The 25774-nt window shown below is 63.3% G+C and carries 24 protein-coding genes; 10 read left to right on the forward strand and 14 right to left on the reverse strand.

Annotation, left to right across the window (positions count from 1 at the left end):
- Position 1 precedes the first annotated feature (1 nt).
- Positions 2–955, forward strand: coding sequence for a hypothetical protein (locus FJQ89_RS03720; protein WP_141169101.1), 954 nt, complete (start codon positions 2–4; stop codon positions 953–955).
- A 73-nt stretch (positions 956–1028) separates the two neighbouring features.
- On the forward strand, positions 1029–1544 hold the full coding sequence (locus tag FJQ89_RS03725; RefSeq protein WP_141169102.1) for a hypothetical protein: 516 nt from the start codon (positions 1029–1031) through the stop codon (positions 1542–1544).
- A 16-nt stretch (positions 1545–1560) separates the two neighbouring features.
- Here the strand turns inward: FJQ89_RS03725 and FJQ89_RS03730 are convergent, their stop codons facing one another.
- The 5 genes from FJQ89_RS03730 to FJQ89_RS03750 all read right to left on the reverse strand — a co-directional run bounded on the left by FJQ89_RS03730 (position 1561) and on the right by FJQ89_RS03750 (position 5139).
- The gene (locus FJQ89_RS03730) at positions 1561–2148 is read right to left on the reverse strand and encodes a hypothetical protein (RefSeq protein ID WP_141169103.1); all 588 of its coding nucleotides are present in this window, start codon (positions 2146–2148) and stop codon (positions 1561–1563) included.
- The gene (locus FJQ89_RS03735; protein WP_141169104.1) at positions 2148–2585 is read right to left on the reverse strand and encodes a hypothetical protein; all 438 of its coding nucleotides are present in this window, start codon (positions 2583–2585) and stop codon (positions 2148–2150) included. Before FJQ89_RS03735 ends, FJQ89_RS03730 begins: the two co-directional genes overlap by 1 nt.
- 191 nt (positions 2586–2776) lie before the next feature.
- Positions 2777–3994, reverse strand: coding sequence for an MFS transporter (locus FJQ89_RS03740; protein WP_141169105.1), 1218 nt, complete (start codon positions 3992–3994; stop codon positions 2777–2779).
- Positions 3995–4278: 284 nt separating this feature from the next.
- Positions 4279–4752: a DUF6328 family protein gene (locus FJQ89_RS03745; protein WP_071077507.1), complete on the reverse strand. Its 474-nt coding sequence runs from the start codon at positions 4750–4752 to the stop codon at positions 4279–4281.
- Between the two features lie 174 nt (positions 4753–4926).
- Positions 4927–5139 carry a hypothetical protein gene (locus FJQ89_RS03750; protein ID WP_034751103.1) on the reverse strand — a complete coding sequence of 71 codons (213 nt, stop codon included), beginning with the start codon at positions 5137–5139 and terminating at the stop codon, positions 4927–4929.
- A gap of 260 nt (positions 5140–5399) precedes the next feature.
- On the opposite strand from FJQ89_RS03750, the gene FJQ89_RS03755 reads away from it, so the two are divergent.
- Positions 5400–5819: a YidB family protein gene (locus FJQ89_RS03755; RefSeq protein ID WP_141169106.1), complete on the forward strand. Its 420-nt coding sequence runs from the start codon at positions 5400–5402 to the stop codon at positions 5817–5819.
- A gap of 54 nt (positions 5820–5873) precedes the next feature.
- Here the strand turns inward: FJQ89_RS03755 and FJQ89_RS03760 are convergent, their stop codons facing one another.
- Positions 5874–6971 carry a LacI family DNA-binding transcriptional regulator gene (locus tag FJQ89_RS03760; protein WP_141169107.1) on the reverse strand — a complete coding sequence of 366 codons (1098 nt, stop codon included), beginning with the start codon at positions 6969–6971 and terminating at the stop codon, positions 5874–5876.
- A 167-nt stretch (positions 6972–7138) separates the two neighbouring features.
- Positions 7139–9223: an Ig-like domain-containing protein gene (locus FJQ89_RS03765; protein ID WP_168208354.1), complete on the reverse strand. Its 2085-nt coding sequence runs from the start codon at positions 9221–9223 to the stop codon at positions 7139–7141.
- A 177-nt stretch (positions 9224–9400) separates the two neighbouring features.
- On the opposite strand from FJQ89_RS03765, the gene FJQ89_RS03775 reads away from it, so the two are divergent.
- From FJQ89_RS03775 to FJQ89_RS03795, 5 genes are all read left to right on the forward strand, one after another.
- The gene (locus FJQ89_RS03775) at positions 9401–10651 is read left to right on the forward strand and encodes an Hsp70 family protein (RefSeq protein ID WP_071077503.1); all 1251 of its coding nucleotides are present in this window, start codon (positions 9401–9403) and stop codon (positions 10649–10651) included.
- 38 nt (positions 10652–10689) lie between these two features.
- Positions 10690–11319 (forward strand): 3'-5' exonuclease, encoded by a 630-nt coding sequence (locus FJQ89_RS03780; RefSeq protein ID WP_170846245.1) that lies wholly within the window; start codon positions 10690–10692, stop codon positions 11317–11319.
- 178 nt (positions 11320–11497) lie between these two features.
- Positions 11498–12895: a tetratricopeptide repeat protein gene (locus FJQ89_RS28565; RefSeq protein WP_141169110.1), complete on the forward strand. Its 1398-nt coding sequence runs from the start codon at positions 11498–11500 to the stop codon at positions 12893–12895.
- Between the two features lie 102 nt (positions 12896–12997).
- Positions 12998–13474 (forward strand): DUF4262 domain-containing protein, encoded by a 477-nt coding sequence (locus FJQ89_RS03790; protein ID WP_141169111.1) that lies wholly within the window; start codon positions 12998–13000, stop codon positions 13472–13474.
- The gene (locus FJQ89_RS03795) at positions 13471–13914 is read left to right on the forward strand and encodes a DUF6386 family protein (RefSeq protein ID WP_141169112.1); all 444 of its coding nucleotides are present in this window, start codon (positions 13471–13473) and stop codon (positions 13912–13914) included. The genes FJQ89_RS03790 and FJQ89_RS03795 overlap by 4 nt, the downstream gene beginning before the upstream one ends.
- A 45-nt stretch (positions 13915–13959) precedes the next feature.
- On the opposite strand, the gene FJQ89_RS03800 is transcribed toward FJQ89_RS03795, so the two are convergent.
- Positions 13960–15747 carry a GGDEF domain-containing protein gene (locus FJQ89_RS03800; protein WP_141172612.1) on the reverse strand — a complete coding sequence of 596 codons (1788 nt, stop codon included), beginning with the start codon at positions 15745–15747 and terminating at the stop codon, positions 13960–13962.
- Between the two features lie 415 nt (positions 15748–16162).
- Between FJQ89_RS03800 and FJQ89_RS03805 the strand changes: the two genes are divergently transcribed.
- Positions 16163–18346, forward strand: coding sequence for a prolyl oligopeptidase family serine peptidase (locus FJQ89_RS03805; RefSeq protein WP_205704562.1), 2184 nt, complete (start codon positions 16163–16165; stop codon positions 18344–18346).
- Between the two features lie 90 nt (positions 18347–18436).
- Here the strand turns inward: FJQ89_RS03805 and FJQ89_RS03810 are convergent, their stop codons facing one another.
- The 6 genes from FJQ89_RS03810 to FJQ89_RS03835 form a co-directional block, all read right to left on the reverse strand.
- Positions 18437–19324 carry an STM4011 family radical SAM protein gene (locus tag FJQ89_RS03810; protein ID WP_141169113.1) on the reverse strand — a complete coding sequence of 296 codons (888 nt, stop codon included), beginning with the start codon at positions 19322–19324 and terminating at the stop codon, positions 18437–18439.
- A complete protein-coding gene (locus tag FJQ89_RS03815) occupies positions 19318–20697 on the reverse strand; it encodes an STM4012 family radical SAM protein (RefSeq protein WP_205704563.1) in 1380 nt (459 codons plus the stop codon). The genes FJQ89_RS03810 and FJQ89_RS03815 overlap by 7 nt, the downstream gene beginning before the upstream one ends.
- Positions 20694–21542, reverse strand: a complete 849-nt coding sequence (locus tag FJQ89_RS03820) for an STM4013/SEN3800 family hydrolase (protein WP_141169114.1) — start codon at positions 21540–21542, stop codon at positions 20694–20696. Before FJQ89_RS03820 ends, FJQ89_RS03815 begins: the two co-directional genes overlap by 4 nt.
- Positions 21535–22626, reverse strand: coding sequence for an STM4014 family protein (locus FJQ89_RS03825; protein ID WP_243136555.1), 1092 nt, complete (start codon positions 22624–22626; stop codon positions 21535–21537). The genes FJQ89_RS03820 and FJQ89_RS03825 overlap by 8 nt, the downstream gene beginning before the upstream one ends.
- A 19-nt stretch (positions 22627–22645) precedes the next feature.
- Complete coding sequence (locus FJQ89_RS03830) at positions 22646–23572, reverse strand: STM4015 family protein (protein WP_141169116.1); 927 nt, start codon at positions 23570–23572, stop codon at positions 22646–22648.
- Between the two features lie 169 nt (positions 23573–23741).
- Positions 23742–24317, reverse strand: a complete 576-nt coding sequence (locus FJQ89_RS03835) for a helix-turn-helix domain-containing protein (protein WP_034751403.1) — start codon at positions 24315–24317, stop codon at positions 23742–23744.
- Between the two features lie 213 nt (positions 24318–24530).
- Here FJQ89_RS03835 and kbl point away from each other — a divergent pair, with 213 nt between their 5' ends.
- A complete protein-coding gene (gene kbl / locus FJQ89_RS03840) occupies positions 24531–25754 on the forward strand; it encodes a glycine C-acetyltransferase (RefSeq protein WP_101481154.1) in 1224 nt (407 codons plus the stop codon).
- Positions 25755–25774 lie beyond the last annotated feature (20 nt).

Raw genomic sequence — 25774 nt, forward strand, 5'->3', positions numbered from 1 at the left:
TATGCTGTATCAACAATCATCGCGCAGCGTGATCCAGGAAGAATGGCATCTGCCTGACTTGCTGGATGGCGCCCGCGCGCTTCACGATGCCTTGCTCGATTATGCAGGCGATGGCGTGTATGCCGACCTGCTCCTTCCCTGGTTGCGCGCCAATCCGCATGCGCTGGCCTGGCTGCGCTCATTTGCGCAAAGGCAAGGAAATCCTGTTCCGCCAGCAAGCAAAGAGGAATTGTGGGTACTCCACGCGTTCAGCCGCATAGGCCAGGTGCTGGTCTTGCCCTTGCAACAGGGGCGCGGCAATGGGGAAGGCTGGGCCGGGCCGCCGCTGTCGCTCGCCGAGTATGAGGCTTTCGTCGAGGCGATGGGCATGACGGTGCTGCGGCCGGCACAATTTTCGCCTTTCTATCACGAGATAGTCCAACTTAAGCCCGCTGAGTCTGCGCATGCGCGTGCCGCGATCATGGCGTGGCGATGGCCGTGCGTGATGCTCGGCAACATGCTGTTTGCGCGTGGTGGCGTGGATGTCTGCGCTGGCAAGATAATTTTCAAGCCAGGTATTGCCGACGCATCGACGCTGTACTGGGCGGACCGCCGCAAGGGACGCCCTGTCAACGACCTGTCGCATGGGTGGGGTAGTAATTCGCAATGGCGCACGTCTTTCCGCCGCGACTATGTCGTCGGCGATACGCGGCTTTACAATGTGGATGGCAAGTATGATCTGGCGGCGAAGGCGGCCGAGACGGCAGATGACGGCCTGTTTCCGGTGCTGACCCTGGCGGAAAGAATTGAGTTGCTGACACAGCGATGCCTGGTCAGTAGCACGACAGCGCACGATGATCTGTTCCCCTATGACGACTGCTGGCGCGAAGCTGCGGACAAGGGCCGCTTGCACAGTTGGTGGCCGCGCTGGCTGCCAGCCTTGCGCGGCAGTGGCAAGCGGGAAACAAAGGCGTGAAACCTGGGGTGCGCATTGACGCTGAAGCACGCTCGGGGACGACATGGCCGTCAGCGGCATTGGATGGAAAGATATGGAACAATTGACAGAACTTGACAACGCCGTTTTCCAGCTGCGCATGGGATTGGACCAGGCCGACCGCTGCGTCGACTGGGCCGTGGAGCGTTTGCGCCTGGACCAGGAAGGCGACGACCTGGAGGTCGTGCTGCTGGCCAGCGCCCGGGGGCGTGATGAGGTACTGGCGCTGGCCGACGTGATCATCGAGCGCTACCGGGGCGCGCAGCGGCTTGACGAGCAGTTCCTGGCCGGCAAATACATCGTCGAGTTGCGTGCCGCTTACCTGGCGGGGCGGGAAAGCGTATCTTCGCTCGATGCCATCTTTACCCGCTTGTACCCGGCGCTAGATTATCCCGACTGGCTGACGATGCTGAGCCGCAATTGCGAGTATGCGATCGACGTACCCGATTTCGAGCGGCCGTTCGAGGATGAATTTCGCTATATCGCCAGCCTGTGGGCACAGGCGGAAGGTTTGGCCGCGTTTGAGGGGGAATACCGCCGGCAAATCTCCAATGGCCACGCTATAAGGTAATGGCCCGCGACTGCTTTTACTCCAGGCGGTAGCGGTTGGGACCAAATGGCGTGTAGGCCATGCCGTGCAGCAATTGCATGCGTTCCGGCAAGCGGCTGGCGATAAACAGTACCAGCACGCACAGCGTCGGATTCAGCCATTGCCAGCCCGCCAGCACGGTTTGCACGCCGGCCAGCAGCACGGCGCCCGCAATGATGGACCAGAGCCCGAATCTTTTCAGCACCAGCACCATGGCAAACAGGACGATGTACGGGTACATGGAAAAATCCTGAGTCGCAAACGATGCTTGCGTCGCCACCAGCAAGGCGCCGCCGACGCCGCCAATCAGGCCGGCAGCCACGTGGTTGCCGGCACGCGAGGCGGGAGCCATTTTATGGATCAGGTACAGCAAGCCGGACGCGGCTGCCGCCACCAGCATGCCAACCAGGAAGATGGTGGATGACGTGGTCTCCACCAGCGGGCGGATCATTGGTTGCGCCAGCGCAGCGCCGCCCGGATAGGCGGAATCGTTCAGTTGCGCGATGAATGGCATGGCGGCACCGTACACGGCCAGCGACACGATGGCGCAAGCTTCGGGCTGCAGCGTGCGTGCCCAGAAAGACATCAGGGCGGCAAGCGTGGCAGCGACGGCTCCCCCTGCCACGAGCAGTAGCCATGGCGGCAGATGCTGGACCATGGCATCGGCGCCGCCAGCGCTGCCACGTCGGCAATCACCACGCCGGCCATCTGCAGTTTGTCTTTCAGGCTGCGCAGCATGCGCTGCATTCCTTCGGGCTGTGTCTTGCCGGAGCGCACCATGTCAGCCATGGCTTGTGTTTCCTGATTAACAATGGCCGCCGCACCTGCATTCAGGGGCAACTGAGTGATCGCTTGTTCAAGCTGGGCGATGGCATCCTGCAAAGCCTTTTGCGTGGCGCTATCGAGGCCGGTGACCGTCTTGTTGGCGATCGGATTTTGGCCAAAGGCAAAGACGTCCGTAGTGACGCTATCGGCGTGCAAGGTATAGCTTTCCGAGACAGGGGGCGCAGCAGGTTCCTTCATGATCTTTCTCCTGGCAAAGGAAAAATACATTAAAAGCATATTTAACAATAGGACAGAACATGGGTGCGATTTGCGCTAGAACAAACGCGATGTGGAAAGGGCGGGACTGCGAAAGGGAATGCTGCGGGGGAGAAAGAGCGGAGTGCTGGGCAATGCGGCCGCCGTCATCGGCGGCCGCATCCGGGTGCGCATCAGGCCGGCTGCGCGCCGCCCACATTGCGGCTGCGGTTTTCCACCAGCACGGAAATACCGAGCACGACGATGCCGCCGCAGGCCAGCATGGCGCCGACCCAGCCGGTCGAGCGCAAGCCCATGCCCATGGCGATGGCGATGCCGCCGGCCCAGGCGCCCAAGGCGTTGGCGATGTTGAAGGCGGAATGGTTGAGGGCTGCGGCCACCGTTTGCGCGTCGCCGGCCACGTCCATCAGGCGCGTCTGTACGGCGGGAGCGACGGCGATGCCGGCGCCGATGGCAAACAGGTTGATCGCCGTCAGCCAGACATTGCTGCTGGTATAAGTAAACGCGGCAAGCGCGGCCACGTTCCACAGCAGCACGCCGAAGATAGTCCACAGGCGCGAGCGGTCGGCCAGCCAGCCGCCGATCAGATTACCCAAGGTCATGCCGACACCGATGATGGCCAGCAAGATGGAAATGACCAGCGGGGACACTTTCGTAATTTCCAGCAAGGTTGGCGTGATGAAGGTGTAGACGGCGAACATGCCGCCGAAGCCGATCGCCACCATCAGCAGGGTCAGCCACACTTGCAGGCGGCGGAACACGCCCAGTTCGCGGCGCGGGCTGGAATCACCGGCGGCCACCATGGGCACGAAGATGCGCACCATCAGCATGGTCAGCACGCCCAGCGCGGCGACCAGCAAGAAGGCCGAGCGCCAGCCCAGGGTCTGGCCGATATACGTGGCCAGCGGCACGCCGAAGATATTCGCGACAGTCAAGCCCATCAGGACACGGGCGACAGCTTGTCCCCGTTTGTCCGGTTCGGCCAGGGCGGCCGCCACCAGCGCTGCCACGCCAAAGTAGGCGCCATGCGGGATGCCGGCCACGAAGCGGGCCACCACCAGCAAGCCGTAGTTCGGAGCGATGGCGCTGAGCAAGTTGCCGCCAGCGAACATCAGCATCAGGCAGATCAGCATCAGCCGGCGCGGCATGCGCGCCAGGAAGATGGTGATCAGGGGCGCGCCGACGACCACGCCCAGCGCGTAGGCGCTGATCATGTGGCTCATCTGCGGCAAGGTCGTGCCCAGGTCGTCGGCGACCACGGGCAGGATGCTCATGGAGGCGAATTCGCCCGTGCCGATGGCCAGGCCGCCGAGGGCCAGGGCCAGGTCGGCATAGCCAGCGCCAAAAGGCGCAGTGACGCGCGGAATCAGGGGATCTACGGAGGCGTGCATGTTCTTGTTAGTTGGGTAAAGAATGACAGGGTGGAGAGGCGTGCTGTGGCCCGGCCGGAAGTGGCAATGCGCCACCAGAGTCGACGGATGGCCGGTATTTTCGGGCTGTAACAACTGCCCAAGGACAACATTGTAAAAGATTCGGGCAAGCTCTGCAGGGCGACGGCTAAAATCTGCTGCACTGCACACACCCGTGTTTGCTCTTGTTGTTAACGATAACACGGAATGTATCCGCTGTTGGGAATCTTCCTCGTGACCTTGCTTGAGCAGGCTGGCCTTGCCGTCTAGATCTTTCTGGCGTGCTTCAAGTGCAGGGGCAGCCACCACCACATGCAAATGATGAGTGTGCCCATCAGTACGCAGGCGACGATGCCGGCGATGTGGCCGAACACTTCCGACATCACCAGATTGGTGCCGAGGATGAACGCCAATGCCAGCGAAAAGGCGCCGCACATCATGATGCGGTCGGCCACGCGCTTGAAGCGCTCGCGGTCTTGCAGGGGACGCATCACGCGGTGCTGGATGGCTGGCGCGCTGAGCAGCACCAGGCTGGTCATGGACAGGAAAAACGTCAGCAGGAAGACGATTTTTTCCGCCTGCACGATCTTCGCGAAGCCGCCGTTGAAAGGCAGGATGATGAGGAAGGCCGTCAGCATCTGCGCGCCCGGCAGCAGGATGCGCAATTCGCTGAGCAGGTCGGACAAGTCGCCTTCGTCGCCGGGCTGGCCATCTTCATCCTGGTGTTGCGCGTGTGGCATGGGGCCGTCCTCGTGGTGGTGATGGCGCCAGTCTACGCACAAGCGACCAGGTCGACTGTGGGCGGGCGCACCTTCAGGAGCATTGCGTGATGTCAGCCGCTAAGCGGCCGGAATGAAAAAGCCCGCCGACATGGGCGGGCTGTGCTGACAGGCGTGCCTGGGGCATGGCCCCGTCTATTCTTCCGTATCTGCCAGGGTGACGATGGCGCGCGCCCACTTCGAGTATTTCAGGTTTGCCAGGTCGCGCACGGTCTTGATATTGAACGCTTGCTTTAGCAGCTCCGCATCTTTCTCGCTCACGCCTTGCAGCGCATCGACGGGGGCATCAGCGATTTCCTTGAACGTTTTTTTCTCGTAGGCTTTGTCTACCGCTTTATTGATGTTCATGTATTGATACTCCTCAGTAAGTAGGAAAATTAATTTTACACGTTTCTGCGAACCGTCAATTTACGCTTGCAAGTTGTGCTGAACTAAATATGATGGAGGTGGGCGGCTCGGCATTGAGCCTGTCTGTGCATTCATCTTGAAATTGCAATTATAGCACTGTTATTATTCATAGTATAATGATTTCCATGGCGGAGAATAGGCTGCGCCATGCCAGACGCCGCAGTCACGCGGCATGAATCGACAGCGTTCAGGAGAATACGATGAGTTTGCTAGATCAACTTGCAGGACAGGCGATGAGCGCTTTGGGCAACAAGGGCGCGGATGGGGAAGCGCCATCGGGGCTGATGGCCAGCGTGATGGACCTGGTCAACCAGCATGGCGGCTTGCCGGGCCTGCTGCAGAAATTCCAGGAAAGCGGCCTGGGCGACCAGGTGGCCAGCTGGATCGGCACCGGCGCCAATGCGCCCGTCTCCGGCGAACAGATCAAGGATGCGCTGGGTGCCGACACGATCACCGAGATCGCTGAAAAAGCGGGCGTTGCACCGGACGCGGCCTCGGGCGGCCTGGCAGACTTGCTGCCCCAGCTGATCGACAAGCTGACGCCGAACGGTCAGGTACCGGAAGGCAATGACCTCGTCAGCCAGGGCTTGAATATGCTCAAGGGCAAGATCTTCGGTTGATATTCATTGCAGCAGAACGCTAAAACCTTGCAGCGATGCGAGGTTTTTTTGTTTTCAGGCGGCGGCCATCATGCCGAAACGCTGAGGTTCGCTGGTCAGCCTCGCCGTACTGCCCTCCACCAGATAGGAACAATAGCGGCGCCGTTCGGCGTTGCCGCCGCGCCGTTCCATTAATTCTCCCAGCATGGCGACGGCGTCGGTGGCCATCTTTTGCACGGGCTGGCGCAGTGTGGTGATGTCGTAGCTGAGCCAGCCCGACGCTTCCAGCGCGTCGAAGCCGGCCACGGACATTTGCAGCGGCACCTGGATGCCCATCTGGTGGCGCGCCGTGTCCAGGCAGCCGATGGCCATGATGTCGTTGCCGCAAATGACGGCGTCCGGCACGCGGCCCAGGCGGTCGATGACCTTGCGCAAGCCCCGTCCGCCGCTGGCGTAATCGTAGTTGCCGCTGACGACGATGGGGGCGGGCAAGCCCAGCGTGAACAGCCTGTCCAGCACGCCGGCCTTGCGTTCCTGCGCCACGGCCGAGTCGCCGGGGCCGTCGATGACGGCGAACTGGCGGTGACCTGCCTCGGCCAGGCGCGACACGAGCAGGCGCGCGGCTTCCCCCTGATCGCACAGCACGGCATGCACGGCGTGCTCGCGGGGGCTGCGGTTGAACAGCACCAGCGGCACATCGCGCCGGCCAAACTCAAGCATTTGCTCGTCCGACAGGCCGGTGGCCACGACGGCGCCATCGACCTGGTATTGCCACACATCGCTCAAGACTTTGCCGATATCGGCTTCGCGTTCCAGGGTAAACAATAATAAACGCTTGCCCTGGCGGGCGATTTGCTGGCTCAGGTCGGACAGCACTTGCGGATAGTACAGGTTGGCCAGGTTGGAAATGATGACGGCCACCAGGTTCGAGCGCCGCGTGATCAGGCTGCGCGCGGCCGCGTTGGGGATGTAGTCGAGACTGAGGGCCGCCTGCATGACCTTGGCCTGGGTGGCGGGCGAGATGCTGGCGCCCGGCTTGAAGCAGCGCGACACGGCCGATTGCGACACGCCGGCCAGCAGGGCCACGTCATACGAGGTCACGCGCCGTCCGGCGCCGGGTACGGGGCGGGCGGTGGTGCCGGGTGTCCAGGCTACAGTATTCTTTTTTCGCATATTGGTCTGGCAAGCAATCTGTCTCAAAGTATTCCTGCAGGCCCGGCCGCTTGTGGCGGCTTGGGCGGAAAAAATGAGCATAGCGAAAATATTTCCATGTGGCAAGACTGTTTTCTTGTCCATGTTGCAAATAATTTGATTGAATGGCAAGTGGTATGCTTGCACCTTCAGTCGGGGCTGTCGCAGGGGCCGCTGCCATAGGGACTGGTGCGTCCTGGCGGGTCCACGCGGCGCGCGCTGAAATCGCTGGCCAGCGTGGGTAATGGAAAATCCGTCGTGGCGCTCGCTTCCGTGCCGCTGACCGTGCCGCGCACCGTCAGGGCGACGTGCACCCAGGAACCATGGTTGCGCGGATAACTGAGGGTGACGGTGGCCATGCCCAGCGCGTCGCTTAGGCCGCTGGCGCTGACGGTCAGGGGGATGCCCGGATCGAGCACGCCATTGCCGTTGCGGTCGTAGGCGGCGTCAAAAATGCCGTTTCGCAAGACATCTTCATTGGCGCAGCTGTAGCGGGGCAGGGCCAGGCGCCAGACGCCAGTGTCGGGGAACTCGGGCTTGTCCGCCTCCCACACATAATATCCCTTGGCATAGCGGCTGGGCCAGGCGGCAGCCGTGATGGCGACGCCGGACACGGCGTTGCCTGCGCTGTCGGAAACGAACACGGTAAAGTCCTTTTGCAGCACGCTGGTCGAGTATTCGCGCAGCAGGCTGCCCGTGCCCAGCTTGATCGACAACGCTTGCCGCGCCACCGTCAGGCGCACGAGGGCCGTGGCCGCCGCTTGCGCTGCGCCCTCGATGCGGGCCTGGATCAGCACGCCGTCGCGCCCGCTGTCGGCCGGCCCCGCCACATACACGGCGCGCGCCAGGCCGTCGCTGCCCGTCAGCACCCGGCCCGCCTGCCGCAAGTAGCCACCGCTGGGGTCGCTCAAGATGGTAAACACGACGGGCGCATTCTTGACCAGGTTGTTCGCTGCGCCATCGCGCACCACGGCGCTGATTGTGCTGATACTTGTGCTGATACTGCTGCTGGCGTTGTCGGCCGAGGCCGCCGAAGTGCTCGTATTCGCGCGCAGCACGGCCGGCTCCGCCTGCACGGCCAGCTTGCTGGTGCCGCTCAGGGGCGCGACGAATTCCAGCCGTGTCTGCGCCGAGGGCCCGCCCGCCACGGCCGCCGTGATGCTGGCCACGCCCGCGTTGGCCGACTGTACATAGCTGCGCGGCAAGTTGCCATTGTTAAAGATCAAGCTGGCAGGCAAGGCCTGGCTGCAGGCGCTGTCCGCAAACAGGTTGCCGCGCGAAGTCGACAGGCTGGCGCTGCCCGTTTGCGCCACGCCCGCCTTGTCGTAGCGCACGTCGATGGCCTGGCAGGCCAGGATCGCCACTTCCGGCAGCACGTCCGCGCCGCTGGCGTCCTGGCCCACGGCCGGACTCAGGCGCAGTTCGCTGCCGGCCACGGCATATGCTTGCGCGGCGGCGGCGCCCAGCGCGCTGACGGAGACGGCATCCTTGCCCAGGCTGCCTGCCGTCAGGCGCAGCACCAGCTGGCCCTGCGCATTGCTGAGCGCTGCGCCGCCATCCTTGACGCGCACGCCATTGCCGGCGCCCGTGCTGTAGGCAATGGCGGCGCCGGCCACGGGCCGCTTTGCCGAGTCGCGCACGGTGACGGTGAGGTCGGCGCCCTGGCCCAGCATCAAGGCTGCCGGTCCCAGCAATTCCACGCTGCTGCCCGTGACCGCCACCGTGCCCTTGCCGCTGCGCGCGCCCACATTGGCCGTCACGGTGATGCTGCGGTTGCTGTTCGCGCCTCCCGTGCCCAGCAGGGCCCGCGCCTGGCCGTTCTTGTCCGTCACGGCATCGACGCTGCCGAGGATGCCGGAATCGGCTGCAAAGGAAATCTTTGCGTTCGGCAAGGCCAGGTTGGCGCCATCCTTGACGAGGGCCGTGACGGCCACTTCGCTGCCGGCCAGGCCCGCCGAGGCCAGTTCCGTGCTGGAAAACACCAGGTTGACGGCGCTGGCCAGGCTGGCAGGCTCGGGCGGCGTGACGGGCGGAATCACGGGTGGCGTCACGGGCGGGGTGACAGGCGGCACAATGGGCGGTGGCGGGCTGCCGCCGCAGCCCGCCGTGCTGTGCAGAGAGCAGCCGCCGGACACCTGCGTCTCGGTACCGCCCCCGCCGCCGCAGCCGGCCAGGGAAACGAGGAGGGCAGTCAGCAATGCAGCGGGCAGGCGGTGCAGGGGGGCATGGGGCACGATGGGTCTCCGGGAGCTGGCCGAGTTGCTCGGCATCAATCCCAAGAGTAGCTTGTGCACGCCGTCGCTACTTGATGCAAAGCAAGCTTGTTGTCTTGGCCGTGCCGGAAGTATTTTTCTGGTGCAATGGCGTGCATTCTGATAAGATAACGCCCCTTTATTCAGGGAAGGGTCGACATGGCCAATGCTTGCGGCGTCGATTTCGGCACGTCAAATTCCACGGTAGGCTGGGCACGTCCCGGGCAGAGCACCATGCTCGGCCTGGAAGATGGCAAGACGACCTTACCGTCCGTTGTCTTCTTCAATGCGGAAGACGAGGAAGTCAGTTTTGGCCGCGCGGCGCTGGCCGGTTATCTGGCCGGTTACGAGGGGCGTTTGATGCGCTCGCTGAAAAGCTTGCTGGGCACCAGTCTCATCGATGGCCAGACGGAAGTGGGCGGCCGCGCGCTGCCATTCCGCATGTTGCTGGCGCAATTCATCGGCGAAGTGAAACGCCGCGCCGAGCAATCGGCAGGCCGCGAATTCTCGTCCGCCGTGTTTGGTCGTCCCGTTTTCTTTATCGACGACAATGCGCAAGCCGACCAGCTGGCGCAAGACACGCTGGCCGACGTGGCCCGTTCCGTCGGTTTCAAGGATGTCGCCTTCCAGTTCGAGCCGATTGCCGCCGCCTTCGACTACGAGTCGCAGATCGACCGCGAAGAGCTGGTGCTGATCGCCGACATCGGCGGCGGTACTTCCGACTTTTCGCTGGTGCGCCTGTCGCCCGCGCGGGCCAAAAAAACCGAGCGGCGCGACGACATCCTCGCCACGGGCGGCGTGCACATCGGCGGCACGGACTTCGATAAATACCTGAGCCTGTCTTCCGTCATGCCTTTGCTCGGCTATGGCAGCCGGCTGCATAACAATAGCGAAGTGCCGTCCAGCTATTATTTCAACCTGGCGACCTGGCACACGATCAACCTGGCCTACACCAAGAAGATCTGGGTACAGCTGGCCGACGTGTGCCGCGATGCGCGTGAGCAAGACAAAATGGGGCGCTTGCAAAAGCTGATCGACGAGCGCGCCGGCCACTGGCTGGCCATGAAAGTCGAAGAGGGCAAGATTGCCCTGTCCGACGCGGCCGAAGTGCAGCTGGAGCTGGAGCGTTTGTCTCCTGCGCAGAGCCTGTTGCTGAAACGCACGCAATTCGACGACGCCATCGGCCATTTGTGCGGTTCCGTGGAAGAAACCGTGCTGCGGCTGCTGCGCGACGCGGGCGTGGCGCCGGAAGCCGTCGACACCGTGTTCTTCACGGGCGGATCGAGCGGCGTGCGCTTGCTGCGCGAAAAGATCGCCGCCCTGGTGCCGGCCGCGCGCAAGGTCGAAGGCGACCTGTTCGGCAGTATCGGTGCGGGATTGGCGCTGGACGCGGTGCGCAAGTTCGGCTAAGCTGGCCCACCGCAGCATCGCAGAAAGAGCCTGACTTCATGAATGTGTTTGACAAACCGATCGTCATGATCGACTTCGAGACGACCGGACTGTCACCCGACATGGGCGACCGCATCACGGAAGTGGCGGCCTTGCGCATCGAGGGCGGGCGGATCACGGACCGCTATGTGACCCTGATCAACTGCAATGCGCGCATCCCCTCGTTCATCACGGGCTTGACGGGCATCACGCAGGCGATGGTGGACAAGGCGCCGCCCGTGGCCGAGGTGGTGCCGCAGTTACTCGATTTCATCGGCAGCGATGCCTTGTCGGCGCACAATGCCAGCTTCGATGAAAAATTCCTGCGCGCGGAAAGCGCCAGGCTGAACCTGACACCCGCGCACCAGTCGCTCGTGTGTTCCTTGAAACTGTCGCGCCGCGTGTTTCCCGGCATGGCCAGTTACAAGCTGGGCTTGCTGTCGAGCCAGCTGGGCATCGCCTTCAAGAGCGCCGCCCACAGGGCCGAGTCCGATGCGGAAGTGGCGGCGCAAGTGCTGATCCATATCGGCCGCCATTTGCGCAGCAGCTACGGCATCGCCGATGTCGACGCCGACCTGCTGGTGTCGCTGAACAAGCTGGCGGCCGCGAAAGTGCCGCAATTCCTGCAAAAGCATCCATCACGCCGCTGATCTTCGCATCGCCTCTAAGCGGGCTCATCAAAACGATATAATTTTGTTATTTCGTTTGAGCCTGCTCAAGTCCTTCCCCTGCATCGAATTTAAAATTTAGGCAACACACACGATTTCGCCGCCCTGGGCCGCCGTTTTGCGCGTGCTGCCGGCAAGCGCAATGTGGATGGGGGCGCACATGGACAAGCACCATACTGCCAGAGACAGCCACCAGGCGTATATCTGGTTCCGCACGGCTGCCGAACAGGGCAATGCCTATGCCCAGTTCAACCTGGGCTTGATGTACAAGAAGGGTGAAGGCGTGGCGCAGGACGATGCGCGCGCCTTTGTCTGGCTGCGCCTGGCAGCGCTGCAAGGGCTGGCGTTCGCGCAGAACCACCTGGGCGCCCTGTATTACCACGGCCGCGGCGTGGCGCAGAGCGACGCAGACGCCGTGCTGTGGTTTCGCCGCGCCGCCGCCCAGGGCGATGCCTCGGCCCAGCAAAACCTGGGGCAGATGTACCGCAAGGGACGGGGCGTGCTGCAGAGCGACGAGCTGGCCCTGGCGTGGTTTTACCGCGCCTCCGAGCAGGGCGTGGCCAGTGCGCAATCGATGCTGGGTGTAGCGTATGCCCAGGGGCTGGGCGCGAAAAAGAACGATGCGCTGGCCCTGGCCTGGTTCCGCAAGGCAGCCTTGCAGGGCGATGCGCAGGCGCAGCTGAACCTGGGACTCGTCTACAAGCGGGGGCAGGGCGTGGCGCAAAGCGATGCGCAGGCGCTGGCCTGGTTCCGCCAGGCCGCCGCCCAGGGCTTGGCGGTGGCGCAGCGGCAACTCGGCGTGGCGTATGCGGAAGGCCTGGGCGTGGCGCCCGACCAGTTGCGCGCCTATGCCTGGCTGCAGCGGGCGGCCGAGCAGGACGATGCCGACGCCCAGTTTAACCTGGGCCTGATGCTGGCGCGCGGCCAGGGCGTGGACAAGGACGAGGCGCGCGCCGTGGTCTGGTACCGGCGTGCCGCCCTGCAGGGCCATTGCATGGCGCAATACAATCTGGGCGGCATGTGTGCGGGGGGGCGCGGCATCGCCCGCGACTTGCATCAGGCGCTGGACTGGTATGCCAGGGCGGCGGCCCAGGGCGCGTCGAATGCGCAGTTCAACCTGGGCGTGATGTATGCCAATGGCCAGGGCGTGGAACGCGACGATGTCTGCGCCGTGCGCTGGTACCGTACGGCCGCCGAGCAGGGCGATGCCAGCGCGCAAAACAATTTGGGCGTCATGTATGCCAACGGCCATGGCGTGCCGCAAGACCACGGCCTGGCCGTGCAATGGTATGCGCGTGCGGCCGGCCAGGGCCATGCGCTGGCCCAGTACAACCTGGGCGGCATGTATAACAGCGGGCGCGGCGTGGAGAAAGATGTGCTGTGCGGCTACATGTGGCTGGCGCTGGCGGCCGAGGGCGGCGATGGCGGGGCGGCCAGGGCCAGGGAAGCGGCGGCCGCCAGGCTGGAGCCGGCACAGTTGCAAGAGGCGCAGCAGCGCATGCGGCAATGGTATCAGGGGCATCAGGGGCGTTCCCCGCCGCTGCCGCCGCCAGACTGAAGCGCCGGCAGCGTGCGCGCACGGACGCGCACTGCATGCGATAATTGCCGAAGAGCATGTCGCGAAGGCGGCGCGGGTTTCAGGCACAGTGAAAGGTGAAGCATGGTAAGGCAGGCAAGTGAAGATGCATCCGAGCAAAAAGTCATCGACGACATCGCCACGCATGGCTGGCATGGTGTGCATATCAGTGCTGATGAAGTCGGTCCCGGCTATGCCTTCACGATAGGCGCTTGCCACAGCTTTGGCCAGCCTGAATTTCTCATCATGGGTTTGCCGCGCGCCATGGCCCAGCAGATACTCGACGTGGCGCTGGACGCCGCGCGCAGCGGCGCCATCACGGATTTCACGGCCACCACGGACGCCTTGCTGGAAGGCCATCAGTGCGCCTTCGTGCGTGTGCCCGTCGAGCAATACCGCAACTATGTCGGCTATGCGCGCTGGTATTACCAGGGCGATGATTTTATGCTGTACCAGATCGTCTGGCCGTCGCGCGATGGCCATTTCCCGTGGCAGGCGCAAGCCAGTGCGCAGTACGTGGAGAGCCAGCCCCTGCTGGGTCCGGCGCCGCTGGCGGCATGACGGCAGGCAAGCTCGTCACCATTGTGACCGGCACGGCCACCGTGTGCGTGTTCGACCCGGCGCTGGTGCGTCACAAACTGGACGATGACTGCGACTGGTGGAGTCTCCCCGGCGCGGAGCTGGCGGCCGTGAATGCGGGGCAAGTGGCGTTTTTCAACGTGGGTGGCGACGGCGCATATGACATCGCGTTGTACGCGGAACTTGCCGAGCCGCACGCGAGCGTGCATCTGGCTGTCGCCTCGGGCCGCGTCTTTATCGGCGCCGGGGAAGACGTCACGGGCGGCGGCCTGCAACCGGACACGGCCTGTGGCGGCCTGTTCGTGGACATGCCTGCGGGCCGCTACCGCGTGCAGGCGCGTCGCGATGGCGCGCACATCAGCCTGGCATTTATGCCCGATGCGCGCAGCAGCAATGCGTTTTGCGGCCTTGTGCGTATTTGATCGTGCGTATGCTATCCCCGTTCAACTTCTGACTATTGCCCCTGGTTACGCATCCATGCGCACCACGCCCGTGCCTTGCCGCCGGTCCAGGAACAGGCTGTTGCCATGGATTTTCTTCGCCTGCTTCTTCGCTTCGGCCGCCTGCGTGGCAATCTGATGGTGCGTGTAGTACTGGTGCGCCTCGACCTTGATGACGCCCAGCGACAGGCTGATCAATGAATAAAACACTTTCTTGCCTTGCCGGTCTTCGCTGATGTAGCCGCCCCGTTCGCAGTCGCCCGTGCTGTAATAGGCGAGGATGGCGGCGGCAAAGCGCTCCAGTATGGCCTGGCAGCGCGTTTCCCAGTCTTCGCTCTGGAACAGGATCATGAAATCGTCGCCGCCGATGTGGCCGATGAAGTCGCGGTTCGGGTCGCAATGGCTGCTGAGGATTTCTCCCGTCAGCTGGATCACGTCGTCGCCCTTGCGATAGCCGTACACGTCGTTGAAGGGCTTGAAGTGGTCGAGGTCGCAATAACAGACCCAGAAGCGGCTGCCGCTGTGCAATAAACGGTCGATATGCTCGTTGATGGGCACGTTGCCAGGCAGTTGCGTCAGCGGGTTGGCATAGCGGGCGGCATTGATCTGCATCTGCGTGATTTCGCGCATCAGGTCGTGGCCCGTGCCCATGCCCAGGTAGCGGCCGTGCTCGGTGATGATGAAGCCGTTGAACAGATGGTGGGCATCCGATTGCACCATGGTATAGCTGAGTTCCTGCAAGCTCGTCTCGTGGTCGGCGATCAGGGGCGTGCCATCCATGAACAGGCTGCACGATTTCTTGCCATACAGTTCGCGCTGGTAGGGGCGGGCGAAGTGGTCGATCATCTCGAAGCGGCTGATCAGGCCCAGCGGCACGCCGTCATCGACGACGGGGATGATCATCAGCTTCGGTTCCTTCAGGAAGATATCGTACACCTCGTTATTATTGAGTTGCGGCGAGACGGCCGCCACCTTGTTCAGCAGCTTGCGGATGCTGGCGCCGTTCTTTTCCAGGCTGCTGCGCTGCGGATACACGGCTACGCCATTGCGTCCCAGCGCCTGCACCACTTCGGCCGGCAGGGCACGCGCCGGCACGGCATTGGGCCGGCCCAGGTGATAGCCTTGTCCAAACGCCACGCCCAGGTCGCGCAAGACCAGCAATTCCGTTTGCGCCTCGATCCCTTCGGCGATCACCAGCGTACCCGATTTTTCCGCGATTTCCTGGATCGAGCGCACGAACTGCAGTTTCACGGGGTCATGATTGATGCCCTGGATGAAATGCATGTCGATTTTCACGTATTCCGGGCGCAGTTCCGACCACAGGCGCAGGCTGGAAAAGCCTTCGCCCAGGTCGTCGATGGCGATCTGGAAACCCATGTTGCGGTAATGCAGCACCGCTTCGCGCATCAGCTCGTAATCGTAGGTGGGCTGGTTTTCCGTCAGCTCGATGATGACACGGTCCGGATTGATGCCGATGTGCTCGATGTATTCCAGGGTTTCGCCATGGCGGGCATTGCGCAGCAGCAGGCATTCGGGGCTGACGTTGAGGAACAGTTTTCCGGGCAACTGCAGTTCGGCAAAGCGTTCGAGCACCACTTGGCGGCACAGGTGTTCCACTTCCAGGGTCAGGTCATGTGCGCGTGCCACCTTGAACAGATTCATCGGCGCGTGCAGGGGGCTGTCGGACGGTCCCCGTATCAAGCCTTCATAACCGATGATGTCGCCGCTGTGCATGTGGATGATGGGCTGGAACAGGGCACTGAGCTTGCGGCCTGCCAGGATCTCGTGCAAGGCATCCGTTCCTTCGAGGGACATGTGGACAGACGGCGGCTTCAGGTAAGCCACATTCGATGGCATCGCGCCGGGCGGCGCGGCGGTGGTGGAAGGGAGGGCGAGAGTGTGCATAGGAGGATGTGGCGGCACGGCCTCTGGACGGGCCATGAACATGTTGCCTATAGTAAAGAAGATTTATGACAGCTTGATGAAACGTATTAGCTTTTGACAATGTTTCTTGCCTGCCCGTCAGTTTGCCGATACTCGCCAAAAACGCGATTTATCACGGTGATTCATGCAAATTACCCAAACAAAAGACGGCAAATTCATCAGATAACTGTGCTTTAAAAGTGGCAATTCGCGCTATGATTTCTCTTGGCGAAAGTCAACATGGGCAGCCGCAGCGTGAGTGTGAACGGCCTGCTTTCTTCGACATCCAACAATGAGACAACAACCCATGCAATTACGTAGTGCAACCCTCATATTCAGCTTGCTCGCCGCTTTCGGTGGCAATGCCCTGGCACAATCCTGCCCGGCCGGCGATGGCGCCCCCGTGACGTATCCGGTCAGCAAAAAAGTCGATCAGCAAGACAGCTATTTCGGCACCACCATCGCCGACCCGTACCGCTGGCTGGAAGACGCCAACAGCGCCGAGACGGGCGAATGGGTCACGGCGCAAAACAAGCTGACGCAGTCGTACTTGGGCACCATCCCCGAGCGCGCCGCGATCAAGCAGCGCCTGACCAAGCTGTGGAATTATGAGCGTTTCTCTACGCCAACGAAGCAGGGCGGCCGCTACTTTTACAGCCGCAACGACGGCTTGCAGAACCAGGCCGTGCTGTACACGGTAAAAAAACTGACGGACGAGCCGCGCCTGCTGCTCGACCCGAACACCCTGTCGACCGACGGCACGGTGGCGCTGGCCGGCACCTCGATCAGCCCGAACGGTAAATACCTGGCCTACGCCACGTCCGCCTCCGGTTCCGACTGGAACGAGTGGAAAGTGCGCGATATCGAATCGGGCAAGGATTTGACGGATCACATCAAGTGGGCCAAGTTCTCGGGCGCCTCGTGGACCAAGGACAACAGCGGTTTCTTCTACAGCCGCTATGACGCGCCGAATGAAGCCACCAAGCTGGCCGATATCAATTACTTCCAGAAATTGTATTTCCACAAGATCGGCACGCCGCAAAGCGACGACGTGCTGGTCTTCGACCGTCCCGACCAGAAGGAATGGGCGTTTGGCGGCAGCACCGTCAGCGACGACGGCAATTATCTGATCATCACGGCCACGCAGGGCACGGAACGCAAGAACCGCGTGTTTTACAAGGACTTGCGCCAGAAAAACGCCAAGGTCACGGGCTTGCTGGAAGCGTTCGACGCTTCGTACTCGTTCATCGACAACGACGGCCCCGTGTTCTTCTTCAAGACGGACAAGCAGGCGCCGAAATCGCGCGTGATTGCCATCGACACGCGCAAACCTGCGCCCGCCGACTGGAAGGAAATCGTGCCGCAAGCGGCCGAAACCCTGGTCGCCGTCAACCTGATCAACAACCAGCTGGTGCTCGATTACCTCAAAGATGCGCAAACGCAAATCAAGATCGTCGACCTGAAAGGCAAGCTGGTACGTGAAGTGGCGCTGCCGGGCATCGGTTCGGCCGGCGGCTTTGCGGGCAAGCGTGGCGATACGGAAACGTTCTACTCGTTCACCAGCTTCACGACGCCGGCGACCATCTATCGTTACGACATGAAATCGGGCAAGAGCAGCGTATACCGCCAGCCGAAGGTCGATTTCGACCCGAACGCCTTTGAAACGCGCCAGCAATTCTTCACCAGCCGCGACGGTACCAAGGTGCCGATGTTCATCGTCTCGAAAAAAGGCATGAAGCTCGACGGTTCCAACCCCACCTATCTGTATGGCTATGGCGGCTTCAACGTATCGCTGACGCCGAGCTTCTCCGTGGCCAACTTGGCTTGGGTGGAAATGGGCGGCGTCTACGTGATGGCCAACCTGCGCGGCGGCGGTGAATACGGCGAAGCCTGGCACCAGGCTGGTACCAAGCTGAACAAGCAAAACGTGTTCGACGATTTTATTGGCGCGGCGCAATGGCTGGTGGACAACAAAGTCACCTCGCCATCCAAGCTGGCGATCGGCGGCGGCAGCAATGGCGGCCTGCTGGTGGGCGCGGCCATGACGCAGCGTCCCGACCTGTTCGCCGCAGCCATCCCGCAAGTAGGCGTGCTCGACATGTTGCGTTTCCACAAGTTCACCGTGGGCTGGGGCTGGGTGCCTGACTATGGTTCGTCGGACGACGCCGAGCAGTTCAAAGCGCTGGTGAAATACTCGCCGCTGCACAACCTGAAGGCGGGCGGCTGCTATCCGGCCACCATGATCACCACGGCCGACCATGACGACCGCGTCGTGCCCGCCCACAGCTTCAAGTTCGCCGCCGCCGCCCAGGCAGCGCAAGGCGGCCCGGCACCCGTGCTGATCCGCATCGACAGCAAGGCGGGCCATGGCGCCGGCAAGCCGACGACCAAGCAGATCGAAGAAGTCGCCGACCGCTGGGGCTTCCTCAGCCGTTCGCTGAAGATGACGCCAGTCGCGGCGCCGGAGCCGGCCAAGGTGGCGGCGCAGTAAAACACGGCAGGTCGGATTAGCGCGGCATCGCCGTGCGTAATCCGACACCGCCAGCGCCAACAATGTGTCGGATTACGCGGCGTGCCGCCGCTAATCCGACCTACGCCGGCCTGCCTCCGTAATCCTCGCCAGCACCCCCTCCCCAAACACCGCCTGAAACGGCAAATCCTTGCGCTGCGCATAGCCGATATAGCAGTCGCACTTGAAGCGCGGGCAGGTGCGTTCCTGCAACATGTCCGCCAGTTCATCCACGTACAGATTACCCAGCCGCTCGGGCACGAAGTGGCAGCGCGCCAGTTCGCCATCGCCATCGACGGACAGCGACGCTTCGCCCGCCAGGCACGGTTTATTGCGCGAGGGTGACGGACGGCGGTTTTGCGCGAACCACGGGTCGACGGCGTCGAGCCAGGCCAGGTCTTGTTCGCTGTAGTAGCCGGGGCCGCGCCGGTCGTACGCGTTCAGCCACAGGTACACGTGCTCCGGCAGCGCCGCGCGCAGGGCGCCGATGGCCTCCAGATGTTCGTTCATCGCCACGACGCCGACGGAATAGCGCACGCCGATGGCGTCCAGGCGTGCGCAGCGTGCGAGAAAACGGGCCAGGGTCGTCTGGTCAGGGTGGTAGGTGCACCACAGGCCGATCTTGTCCAGCCCGTCCATGTTCTCCAGCCAGCCCAAGGGGCCGGACAGGTTCGTCTGCAGCGCCACCTGGCGCACGTACGGCAAGGCTGCCAGGGTTTGCATGGCCGCGCGGTAGTGGCGCCGCACCAGCGCTTCGCCCCAGGGCGTGAACAGCACACTGATGTTCCGGTCTTGCGCCGCCACCCAATCCGTAAAACGCGCCACTTCGCGCGCGTCGCGGGCCAGTGTGGCGCGGTTGTCGCGCTTCTTGGCGAACGGGCAGTAGCCGCAGGCGTAGTTGCAACTGGCCAGCGTGCCGCGGTACAGCAGTGACAGCACGCCTGGCTGCGCGGTCAGCACGCCTGGCCGCCTTCGGCCATCAGCGCGCGCACCGTATCGGAGGCCAGCCAGGGGCCGATGGTGTCGGCGTAGCTGTAGCCCCGCTCGTTCAAACGCAGCAAGGGGCCATTTTCTTCCGCCAATTCCAACGCGTGCAGCTCGGCCAGCTGTGGCAGATCAAGCTCGCAGCGGCTGCCGAAGCGCGCCGCATAGGCGTCGCGGTCCAGGCCCGGTTCGGTCAGCAGCGACTGGATCACGTAGCGCCGGCGCTGTTCCGCATCATCGAGTACATAGCCGTGTTCGGCCTGCGCAAAGCGCGCCTCATCGAGTGCCAGGTAGTTGTCGATGATGTTGATGGTATCAAGCCGCGCCACGGCGTACTGGCTCGAGTAGTGCAGGCGCGAAGTGTAGGAGCGGGCGCCCGCACCCAGGCCCACCATGCCGTCATTCTGGCAGCAGTACGAGGGACCGTTCTGTTCCGGTGCATGCGGGGCGCGGAACATCCGCATCGAGACCTGCTCATAGCCTTGCGCGCGCAAATGGTCGCGCGCTGCCGCGTACAGCGCCAGACGGCTGTCGCCGTCCTGCGCCAGCATGATGGGGTTGAGCGATTGCGCGCCCTGGCGGCGCGCCACCTTGCCCAGGCCTGTTTGCTCTCGTACGTACAGTGGATACAGATAGATCTCCTCGGGCGCAAACGTCAGCGCGCTGTCGATGGAGGCGAGCAGGCTGGCGACGGTTTGCCCCGCGATGCCATAGATCAGGTCCAGGTTCAGGGTGGGAAAGCCGGCTGCGCGTATCAGGCCGATGGCGTGATGCACGGTGGCGTTTTGCTGGGGACGCGCCAGCGCGCGCATTTCGCCGGCGGCAAAGCTCTGGATGCCCAGGCTGACCCGGTCGATGCCGTGCGCGCGGCAGACGGCAAGGCGTTCTGCCGTGATGGTTTCCGGCGACGCCTCGATGCCGGCCGGCGTGGTTTGCAAGTCGATGCCGAGGATGTCGCGCGCGCCGCACAGCAGGGTGTCCAGCTGCGCCTGTGACAAATAGGTGGGCGTGCCGCCGCCCAGTGCGAAGCGGGCGAAGCGCCGTTCGCCCAGCGCGCCGTTGAGTGCGCGCATCTGCAGCAGCACTTGCTGCACGTAGCGCTCGACCATGTCGGCGCTGGGGCGCGCCATGGCGAACAGGTTGCAAAAGCCGCAGCGCATCTCGCAAAACGGAATATGGATATACGCGAACAGGGCGGAGCGGTCTTGCTGCGCCCACAGGGGCGCCAGCGGCGCCGCCTGCGGCAAGGCGCGGTAGGCCGCCTTGTGCGGATACGAATAGGAATACGCCTGGTAGGGCGTGTGGCGCATGCGCTGCGCCAGGGTGCCAGGCTGTTCGGAAGGGTTCACGGTGGGGATTCCTTGGGAGGTGTATCGGTATCGGGGGTGATGAAAAAGTGCGCATACGGCACGTTCCACACGCTGTCATGGGCCACTCTATGGCCCCGGTAGCCGTCTTCGCCATACGCGCTGCCGTGATCCGAGCAGACGATGGCAAACGTCGGTGCGCGCGCGGCGCAGGCGGCAAACAGGGGCGCCAGCGCGCTGTCCACATAGCGCAGGGCCGCCGCATGGCTGTCCAGGTTATCGGCACGGCAGCCAGGCAGGTAGGCGCGGTTCGGCGTGTGCAGGGCGGCGACGTTGATGAACAAAAAGGTGCGCTGGTCGCCGTCTGCCAGGCGGGCTATGGCCAGCGCTACCTGTTTTTGCGTCGAATGGCGGCTGGCCACGCCCATGCCGGCGCTCCAGTGGCTCTCCTGGAATAGCGACGGCAGCACGGTGCCCAAGGCGGTTTGCTTGTTGAAAAAGCCCACGCCGCCGATGCAGAGTGTGCGGTAGCCGCGCGCGGCCAGTGCGGCGGGCAGATCCGCTTCCTCGAAAGTGCAGGTGTGCGGCGAGGTGGTTTCGCTGCCCGCAAAAGCGCTGGCGAACAGGCGCGGGTGGCGGCCCGGCGCGGCCGGCGTGGGCAAAAATCCCGCGAAGAAGGCCTGGTGCGCCGCGTAGGTGAACGTGGCGGGCGAGTGGCGCCGTTCCCAGCCGCCCGGTGGTAAAAAACGTCCCAGCACGGGCAGTTCGCCCGCCTCGTACAGCGCTTGCGCCACGTCGTAGCGCAGGGTATCGAGCGTGATGAAGACGATGTCGTGGCTGCCGACGATGGCATGCATGTCGGGGATGGGCGGTGTTTCTTTAAGCATGGGCCAGTTGCGCCGTGTAGGTATCGATGCCTTGCCAGAGAAGGCGGGGCAGCAGGTCGCCGAAGGCATTCGCTTCCAGCACATGGGCCTGGCCCTGGCGCACCACCAGGTCGTAGCCCGTGACGTGGCTGTGGGGGAAGGCACGCGCGGCCTGGGCGCTGGCCGCTTCCAGCGCCGCCAGGTCGGCTGCGTTCAAAAGGCCGGCCGCATCGCCGCGCCGGTTGTCGAGGTGCAGATTCGTCATCATCTGCTTGCCGATGCGCGCCACCCGGTGCGCGGGCTGGCCGGCCAGGGTCACGACGCGCAGGTCGTAGTGGCTGTCGCCGCAGCGCGGCTTGTTCAGCCACGCTTCCGCATACAGCTCTTGCGCGGCCAGCGCGTCGACCAGGGCGGCGATGTCGTGTTCGGATTCGTAGCGCGCCATGCGCTTGACGTTGAGCAAGCGGGTCTTGCCATCCGCGCGCGGCAAGGTGGCCAAGGTGGCAGAGGTGGTGGCTTGCTGGCGGCCAGTCTTGTTCCTGCGGTAGGCGACGACGCCGGACGCGGATGATCCGTAGCGCGGTTTCAGATACACGCGGTCGAGGTCATGCTGGTGCAGCAGCGACTGCAGATGCTCGTAGCCGAGCACGGGGCCGAGCAAGGCAGGTATGGGCACGCCGTGCGTGGCCAGGTGGCGCTGGCAGTCCAGTTTGTCCGTCATGCGGAGAATCTCGGCCGGCGCATTGAAGACGCGTATTGCTGGCAAGGCCGCCAGTTGCCTCGCCAGGCCCTGCATCGCGTTGGAAAAGCCCGCAAACCAGGCATCCATGGCCAGCAGCTCGCCATGCGCGGGCGCAGCGACGGGCGGACGCTCCAGCAGCCGGCAGCCCGCCTGCAGCAACAGCAGGTGGGCGGCGGGATCGTCGCCGGGCGGTTCGATTTTCAGCCAGCCGGGCTGGCGCAGGGCGGCTTCCGGCAGCGCCGGCTGCGCCAGCCAGTCGCGCCATTCCAGCACTTGCGCGGGCGGCAGGCGCAGCTGCGCGCGCGCCGCCTGCATCAGGCGCACGCGCTTGCTGCCCTGTGTCGCCAGCAGGGTGAGAGGCATCAGCAAAGGGGAAATCCGCTTATTCGCCGACCGCCACGTAGCGGTAGCTTTCGCCGTCGTCCTCGTCCGCTTCCTGCGGGTCGTCCAGCACCACCTCGAAGGGCAGCGCCTTCAGCTTGGCCTGGTTTTCTTCCGAGATGTAGTGGTGCGACAGGTCCAGGCGCTTCAAGCCGCCCAGCTGCGTGTGATGGAGCACGGCCACGGCGCCCAGGTCGCCGATGGTGCCCAGCGACAGGTCGAGAATATCGAGCTGCGCCACCAGCGGTTCTTCCGCCAGCCAGACGGCCAGGTCGTCGGCGATTTCCGCGTCGCGCAAGCCCAGGTAGCGCAGGGTCGGCACGGTCAGCTGCGCCAGCACCTTGCGGTACAGGTCCACGTCGCCCGAGAAGCCATAGTCGTCCGTGCCCAGCCACAGTTCCAGGTGTTCCAGCTGCGGCATGCTCGATTGCGCCAGCGCCTCGGCGATCTTTTGATCGAGGCCGCCCGCCTCGATGGTGAAGCGGCGCAGGTGCTGGTGGGCGAACGGTTCGATGACCAGCTCATTGCCGCCGCGGATGCGCAATTCCTGCAGCAGCGGGAAGGCGTCCAGCAGGGGATTGTAGCTGCCTTGCACGATCCACGAGATTTCGCATTCCTCGTACGTCATGTCGCCGATGAACAGGGCGCGCAAGTTGGGCAGCTGTGGCGCGTGGGCGATCAGCGCGGCCATCACTTCGTCGGCGCCCGATTCGTAGGGGTCGCCCCACATGCCGATGATCAGCGCCTCGAGCGCGTTCTTGTCGGCCTTGGCGAGGAAGCCGCCAATCAGCTCGTCCATCTTGCGTTCATCGTCATACTCGAGCGACAAACGGTAGACGATGCCGGGTGAGGCGTCAAACGGCAGGTCCGGGTCGTACTGGACGACTTTCTTGTCGTGGAAGGTGGTGGTGCTGTCGGAAATGGTCATCGCTGTGGCTCCGTGTAGGCGGTGGAGGCCTGGATGCCGCGCGCGGTGCGGCGGAGGGACGAGCCGGGATGTGCCGCGACGCTCTGCGAAGACATCCAGGCCTGGAAATCTTGTCTATACTAAAATCTTAGCATAGCCATATGGACATATTGCGCACTGCAGGCGTGCCTTATCGATGGATCACCACCAGCAGGGCCTTGCCCTCGGTCTTGCCCAGATTGCGTATCGTATGCGGCTGGTCGGCCGGATAGCGGGCCGTGCCGCCATTCTTGACCTTTTTCTTTGCCGTGCCCACTTCCAGCTCCAGGTTGCCGTGGATCACGGTCAAATGCTCGGTGGTGCCCGGGTCGTGCGGCTGCGACGCCAGTTCGCCGCCCGGCGCCAGGGTCACTTCATACCATTCATATTTGCCGGCCAGTTCCATCGGCCCCAGGATGCGCAGCACGTAGCCCGCGTGGTCGCCGGGCAAGGTGGGGGTTTCGTGGGCGTCCGTGATGCGGATGGTTTCCACGGCTTTCTCCGCGCTGGAGAGCAATTCGCCGATCTGCACGCCCAGGGCGTTGGCCAGGCGCCAGGTGATAGCGATGGTGGGATTGGCTTTTTCGCGCTCGATTTGCGACAGCATGGACTTCGACACGCCCGCGATGCGCGACAAATCCTCGAGTGTCAGGCCGCGCGCCAGGCGCAGCCGTTGCAGGGTGGCACCCACTTCAGGGGGAGAATTGGTCGAAACGCTGGTTTTCATCGGCAGGTGGCTTGCAAAGTTCAATAGGCTTGGGTAATATCCACTATATTGAATTTCAGTTCGACATAGTGGATTTTGAGGAGAAACACGGAAACGTGTAGACTTCAAACAGCGCTTCACGGTACAGCATTGTGCGCGCACCGGTCAAGCGACGGCTTTTCCCCTATGGCGGCCAATACAACACGTATACAACAGGGACACACAAGGATCATCATGAGCGAGCAAGCGAAGAACACCTTTTTCAGCGGTCTGCAACAGAATCTCGATCAACTGCGCCAGCAGGGCTTGTACAAGCCCGAGCGCGTGATCGCCTCGCGCCAGGGCGCTGAAGTGGTGTGCGACGATGGCCGTACCCTGATCAATATGTGTGCGAATAACTACCTGGGCCTGTCCGGCGACCTGCAGACGCAGGAAGCATCGATTGCCGCCACGCAAAAGTACGGCTACGGCCTGTCGTCCGTGCGCTTCATCTGCGGCACGCAAACCGTGCATAAAGAGCTGGAACAGGCGATTTCCGCCTTCCTCGGTACCGAAGACACGATTCTGTACGCGGCGGCCTTCGACGCCAACGGCGGCGTGTTCGAGCCCCTGTTCGATGAAAACGACGCCATCATCTCGGACGCGCTGAACCACGCGTCCATCATCGACGGCATCCGCCTGTGCAAGGCTGGCCGCTACCGCTATGCGCACAACGACATGGCCGACCTGGAAGTGCAGCTGCAAGCGGCGATTGCCGCCGGCAAGCGCCATAAAGTCATCGTCACGGACGGCGTGTTCTCGATGGATGGCACGATTGCGCAACTCGACAAGATCTGCGACCTGGCCGACAAGTACGGCGCGCTGGTGATGATCGACGAATGTCACGCTTCCGGCTTCATGGGCGCGACGGGCCGCGGCACGCACGAACACCATAATGTGATGGGCCGCATCGACATCATCACGGGCACCCTGGGCAAGGCCCTGGGCGGCGCCATGGGCGGCTTCACCTCGGCGCGCAAGGAAGTCATCGACACGCTGCGCCAGAAATCGCGCCCTTATCTGTTCTCGAACACCCTGGCGCCATCGATCGCCGGCGCTTCGCTGTCGGTGCTCGAGCGCCTGGCCAAGTCGACGGAATTGCGCGACCGCCTGCATGAAAACACGGCTTTCTTCCGCAGCGAAATCGAGCGCATCGGCTTTACCATCAAGCCGGGCACGCATCCGGTGGTTCCCGTGATGCTGTTCGACGCCCCCGTGGCGCAGAAGTTTGCCGCCCGCCTGTATGAACTGGGCGTGCTGGTGACGGGCTTCTTCTATCCGGTCGTGCCGATGGGCCAGGCCAGGGTCCGCGTGCAGCTGTCCGCCGCGCATACGCGCGAACAGCTGGTGCAAGTGCTGGCCGCCTTCGAGCAGGCAGGCAAGGAACTCGGTCTGCTGACCACTACCACTACCAACTAACAAGAATTCAGGAAAAAAGC

Origin of the sequence: Janthinobacterium tructae, from assembly GCF_006517255.1 — a bacterium.
Taxonomy (GTDB): domain Bacteria; phylum Pseudomonadota; class Gammaproteobacteria; order Burkholderiales; family Burkholderiaceae_D; genus Janthinobacterium; species Janthinobacterium tructae.

Bases quoted from the DNA above. Each gene is read 5' to 3' on its own strand.
- FJQ89_RS03740 (WP_141169105.1), bottom strand. From the start codon at position 3,994: ATGCACGCCTCCGTAGATCCCCTGATTCCGCGCGTCACTGCGCCTTTT.
- FJQ89_RS03760 (WP_141169107.1), bottom strand. From the start codon at position 6,971: ATGCGAAAAAAGAATACTGTAGCCTGGACACCCGGCACCACCGCCCGC.
- FJQ89_RS03725 (WP_141169102.1), top strand. From the start codon at position 1,029: ATGGAACAATTGACAGAACTTGACAACGCCGTTTTCCAGCTGCGCATG.
- FJQ89_RS03830 (WP_141169116.1), bottom strand. From the start codon at position 23,572: ATGACCATTTCCGACAGCACCACCACCTTCCACGACAAGAAAGTCGTC.
- FJQ89_RS03835 (WP_034751403.1), bottom strand. From the start codon at position 24,317: ATGAAAACCAGCGTTTCGACCAATTCTCCCCCTGAAGTGGGTGCCACC.
- FJQ89_RS03755 (WP_141169106.1), top strand. From the start codon at position 5,400: ATGAGTTTGCTAGATCAACTTGCAGGACAGGCGATGAGCGCTTTGGGC.
- FJQ89_RS03800 (WP_141172612.1), bottom strand. From the start codon at position 15,747: ATGTCCCTCGAAGGAACGGATGCCTTGCACGAGATCCTGGCAGGCCGC.
- FJQ89_RS03795 (WP_141169112.1), top strand. From the start codon at position 13,471: ATGACGGCAGGCAAGCTCGTCACCATTGTGACCGGCACGGCCACCGTG.
- FJQ89_RS03735 (WP_141169104.1), bottom strand. From the start codon at position 2,585: ATGAAGGAACCTGCTGCGCCCCCTGTCTCGGAAAGCTATACCTTGCAC.
- FJQ89_RS03730 (WP_141169103.1), bottom strand. From the start codon at position 2,148: ATGTCTTTCTGGGCACGCACGCTGCAGCCCGAAGCTTGCGCCATCGTG.
- FJQ89_RS03790 (WP_141169111.1), top strand. From the start codon at position 12,998: ATGGTAAGGCAGGCAAGTGAAGATGCATCCGAGCAAAAAGTCATCGAC.
- FJQ89_RS03805 (WP_205704562.1), top strand. From the start codon at position 16,163: ATGCAATTACGTAGTGCAACCCTCATATTCAGCTTGCTCGCCGCTTTC.
- kbl (WP_101481154.1), top strand. From the start codon at position 24,531: ATGAGCGAGCAAGCGAAGAACACCTTTTTCAGCGGTCTGCAACAGAAT.
- FJQ89_RS03720 (WP_141169101.1), top strand. From the start codon at position 2: ATGCTGTATCAACAATCATCGCGCAGCGTGATCCAGGAAGAATGGCAT.
- FJQ89_RS03825 (WP_243136555.1), bottom strand. From the start codon at position 22,626: ATGCCTCTCACCCTGCTGGCGACACAGGGCAGCAAGCGCGTGCGCCTG.
- FJQ89_RS28565 (WP_141169110.1), top strand. From the start codon at position 11,498: ATGGACAAGCACCATACTGCCAGAGACAGCCACCAGGCGTATATCTGG.
- FJQ89_RS03780 (WP_170846245.1), top strand. From the start codon at position 10,690: ATGAATGTGTTTGACAAACCGATCGTCATGATCGACTTCGAGACGACC.
- FJQ89_RS03820 (WP_141169114.1), bottom strand. From the start codon at position 21,542: ATGCTTAAAGAAACACCGCCCATCCCCGACATGCATGCCATCGTCGGC.
- FJQ89_RS03775 (WP_071077503.1), top strand. From the start codon at position 9,401: ATGGCCAATGCTTGCGGCGTCGATTTCGGCACGTCAAATTCCACGGTA.
- FJQ89_RS03745 (WP_071077507.1), bottom strand. From the start codon at position 4,752: ATGCCACACGCGCAACACCAGGATGAAGATGGCCAGCCCGGCGACGAA.
- FJQ89_RS03750 (WP_034751103.1), bottom strand. From the start codon at position 5,139: ATGAACATCAATAAAGCGGTAGACAAAGCCTACGAGAAAAAAACGTTC.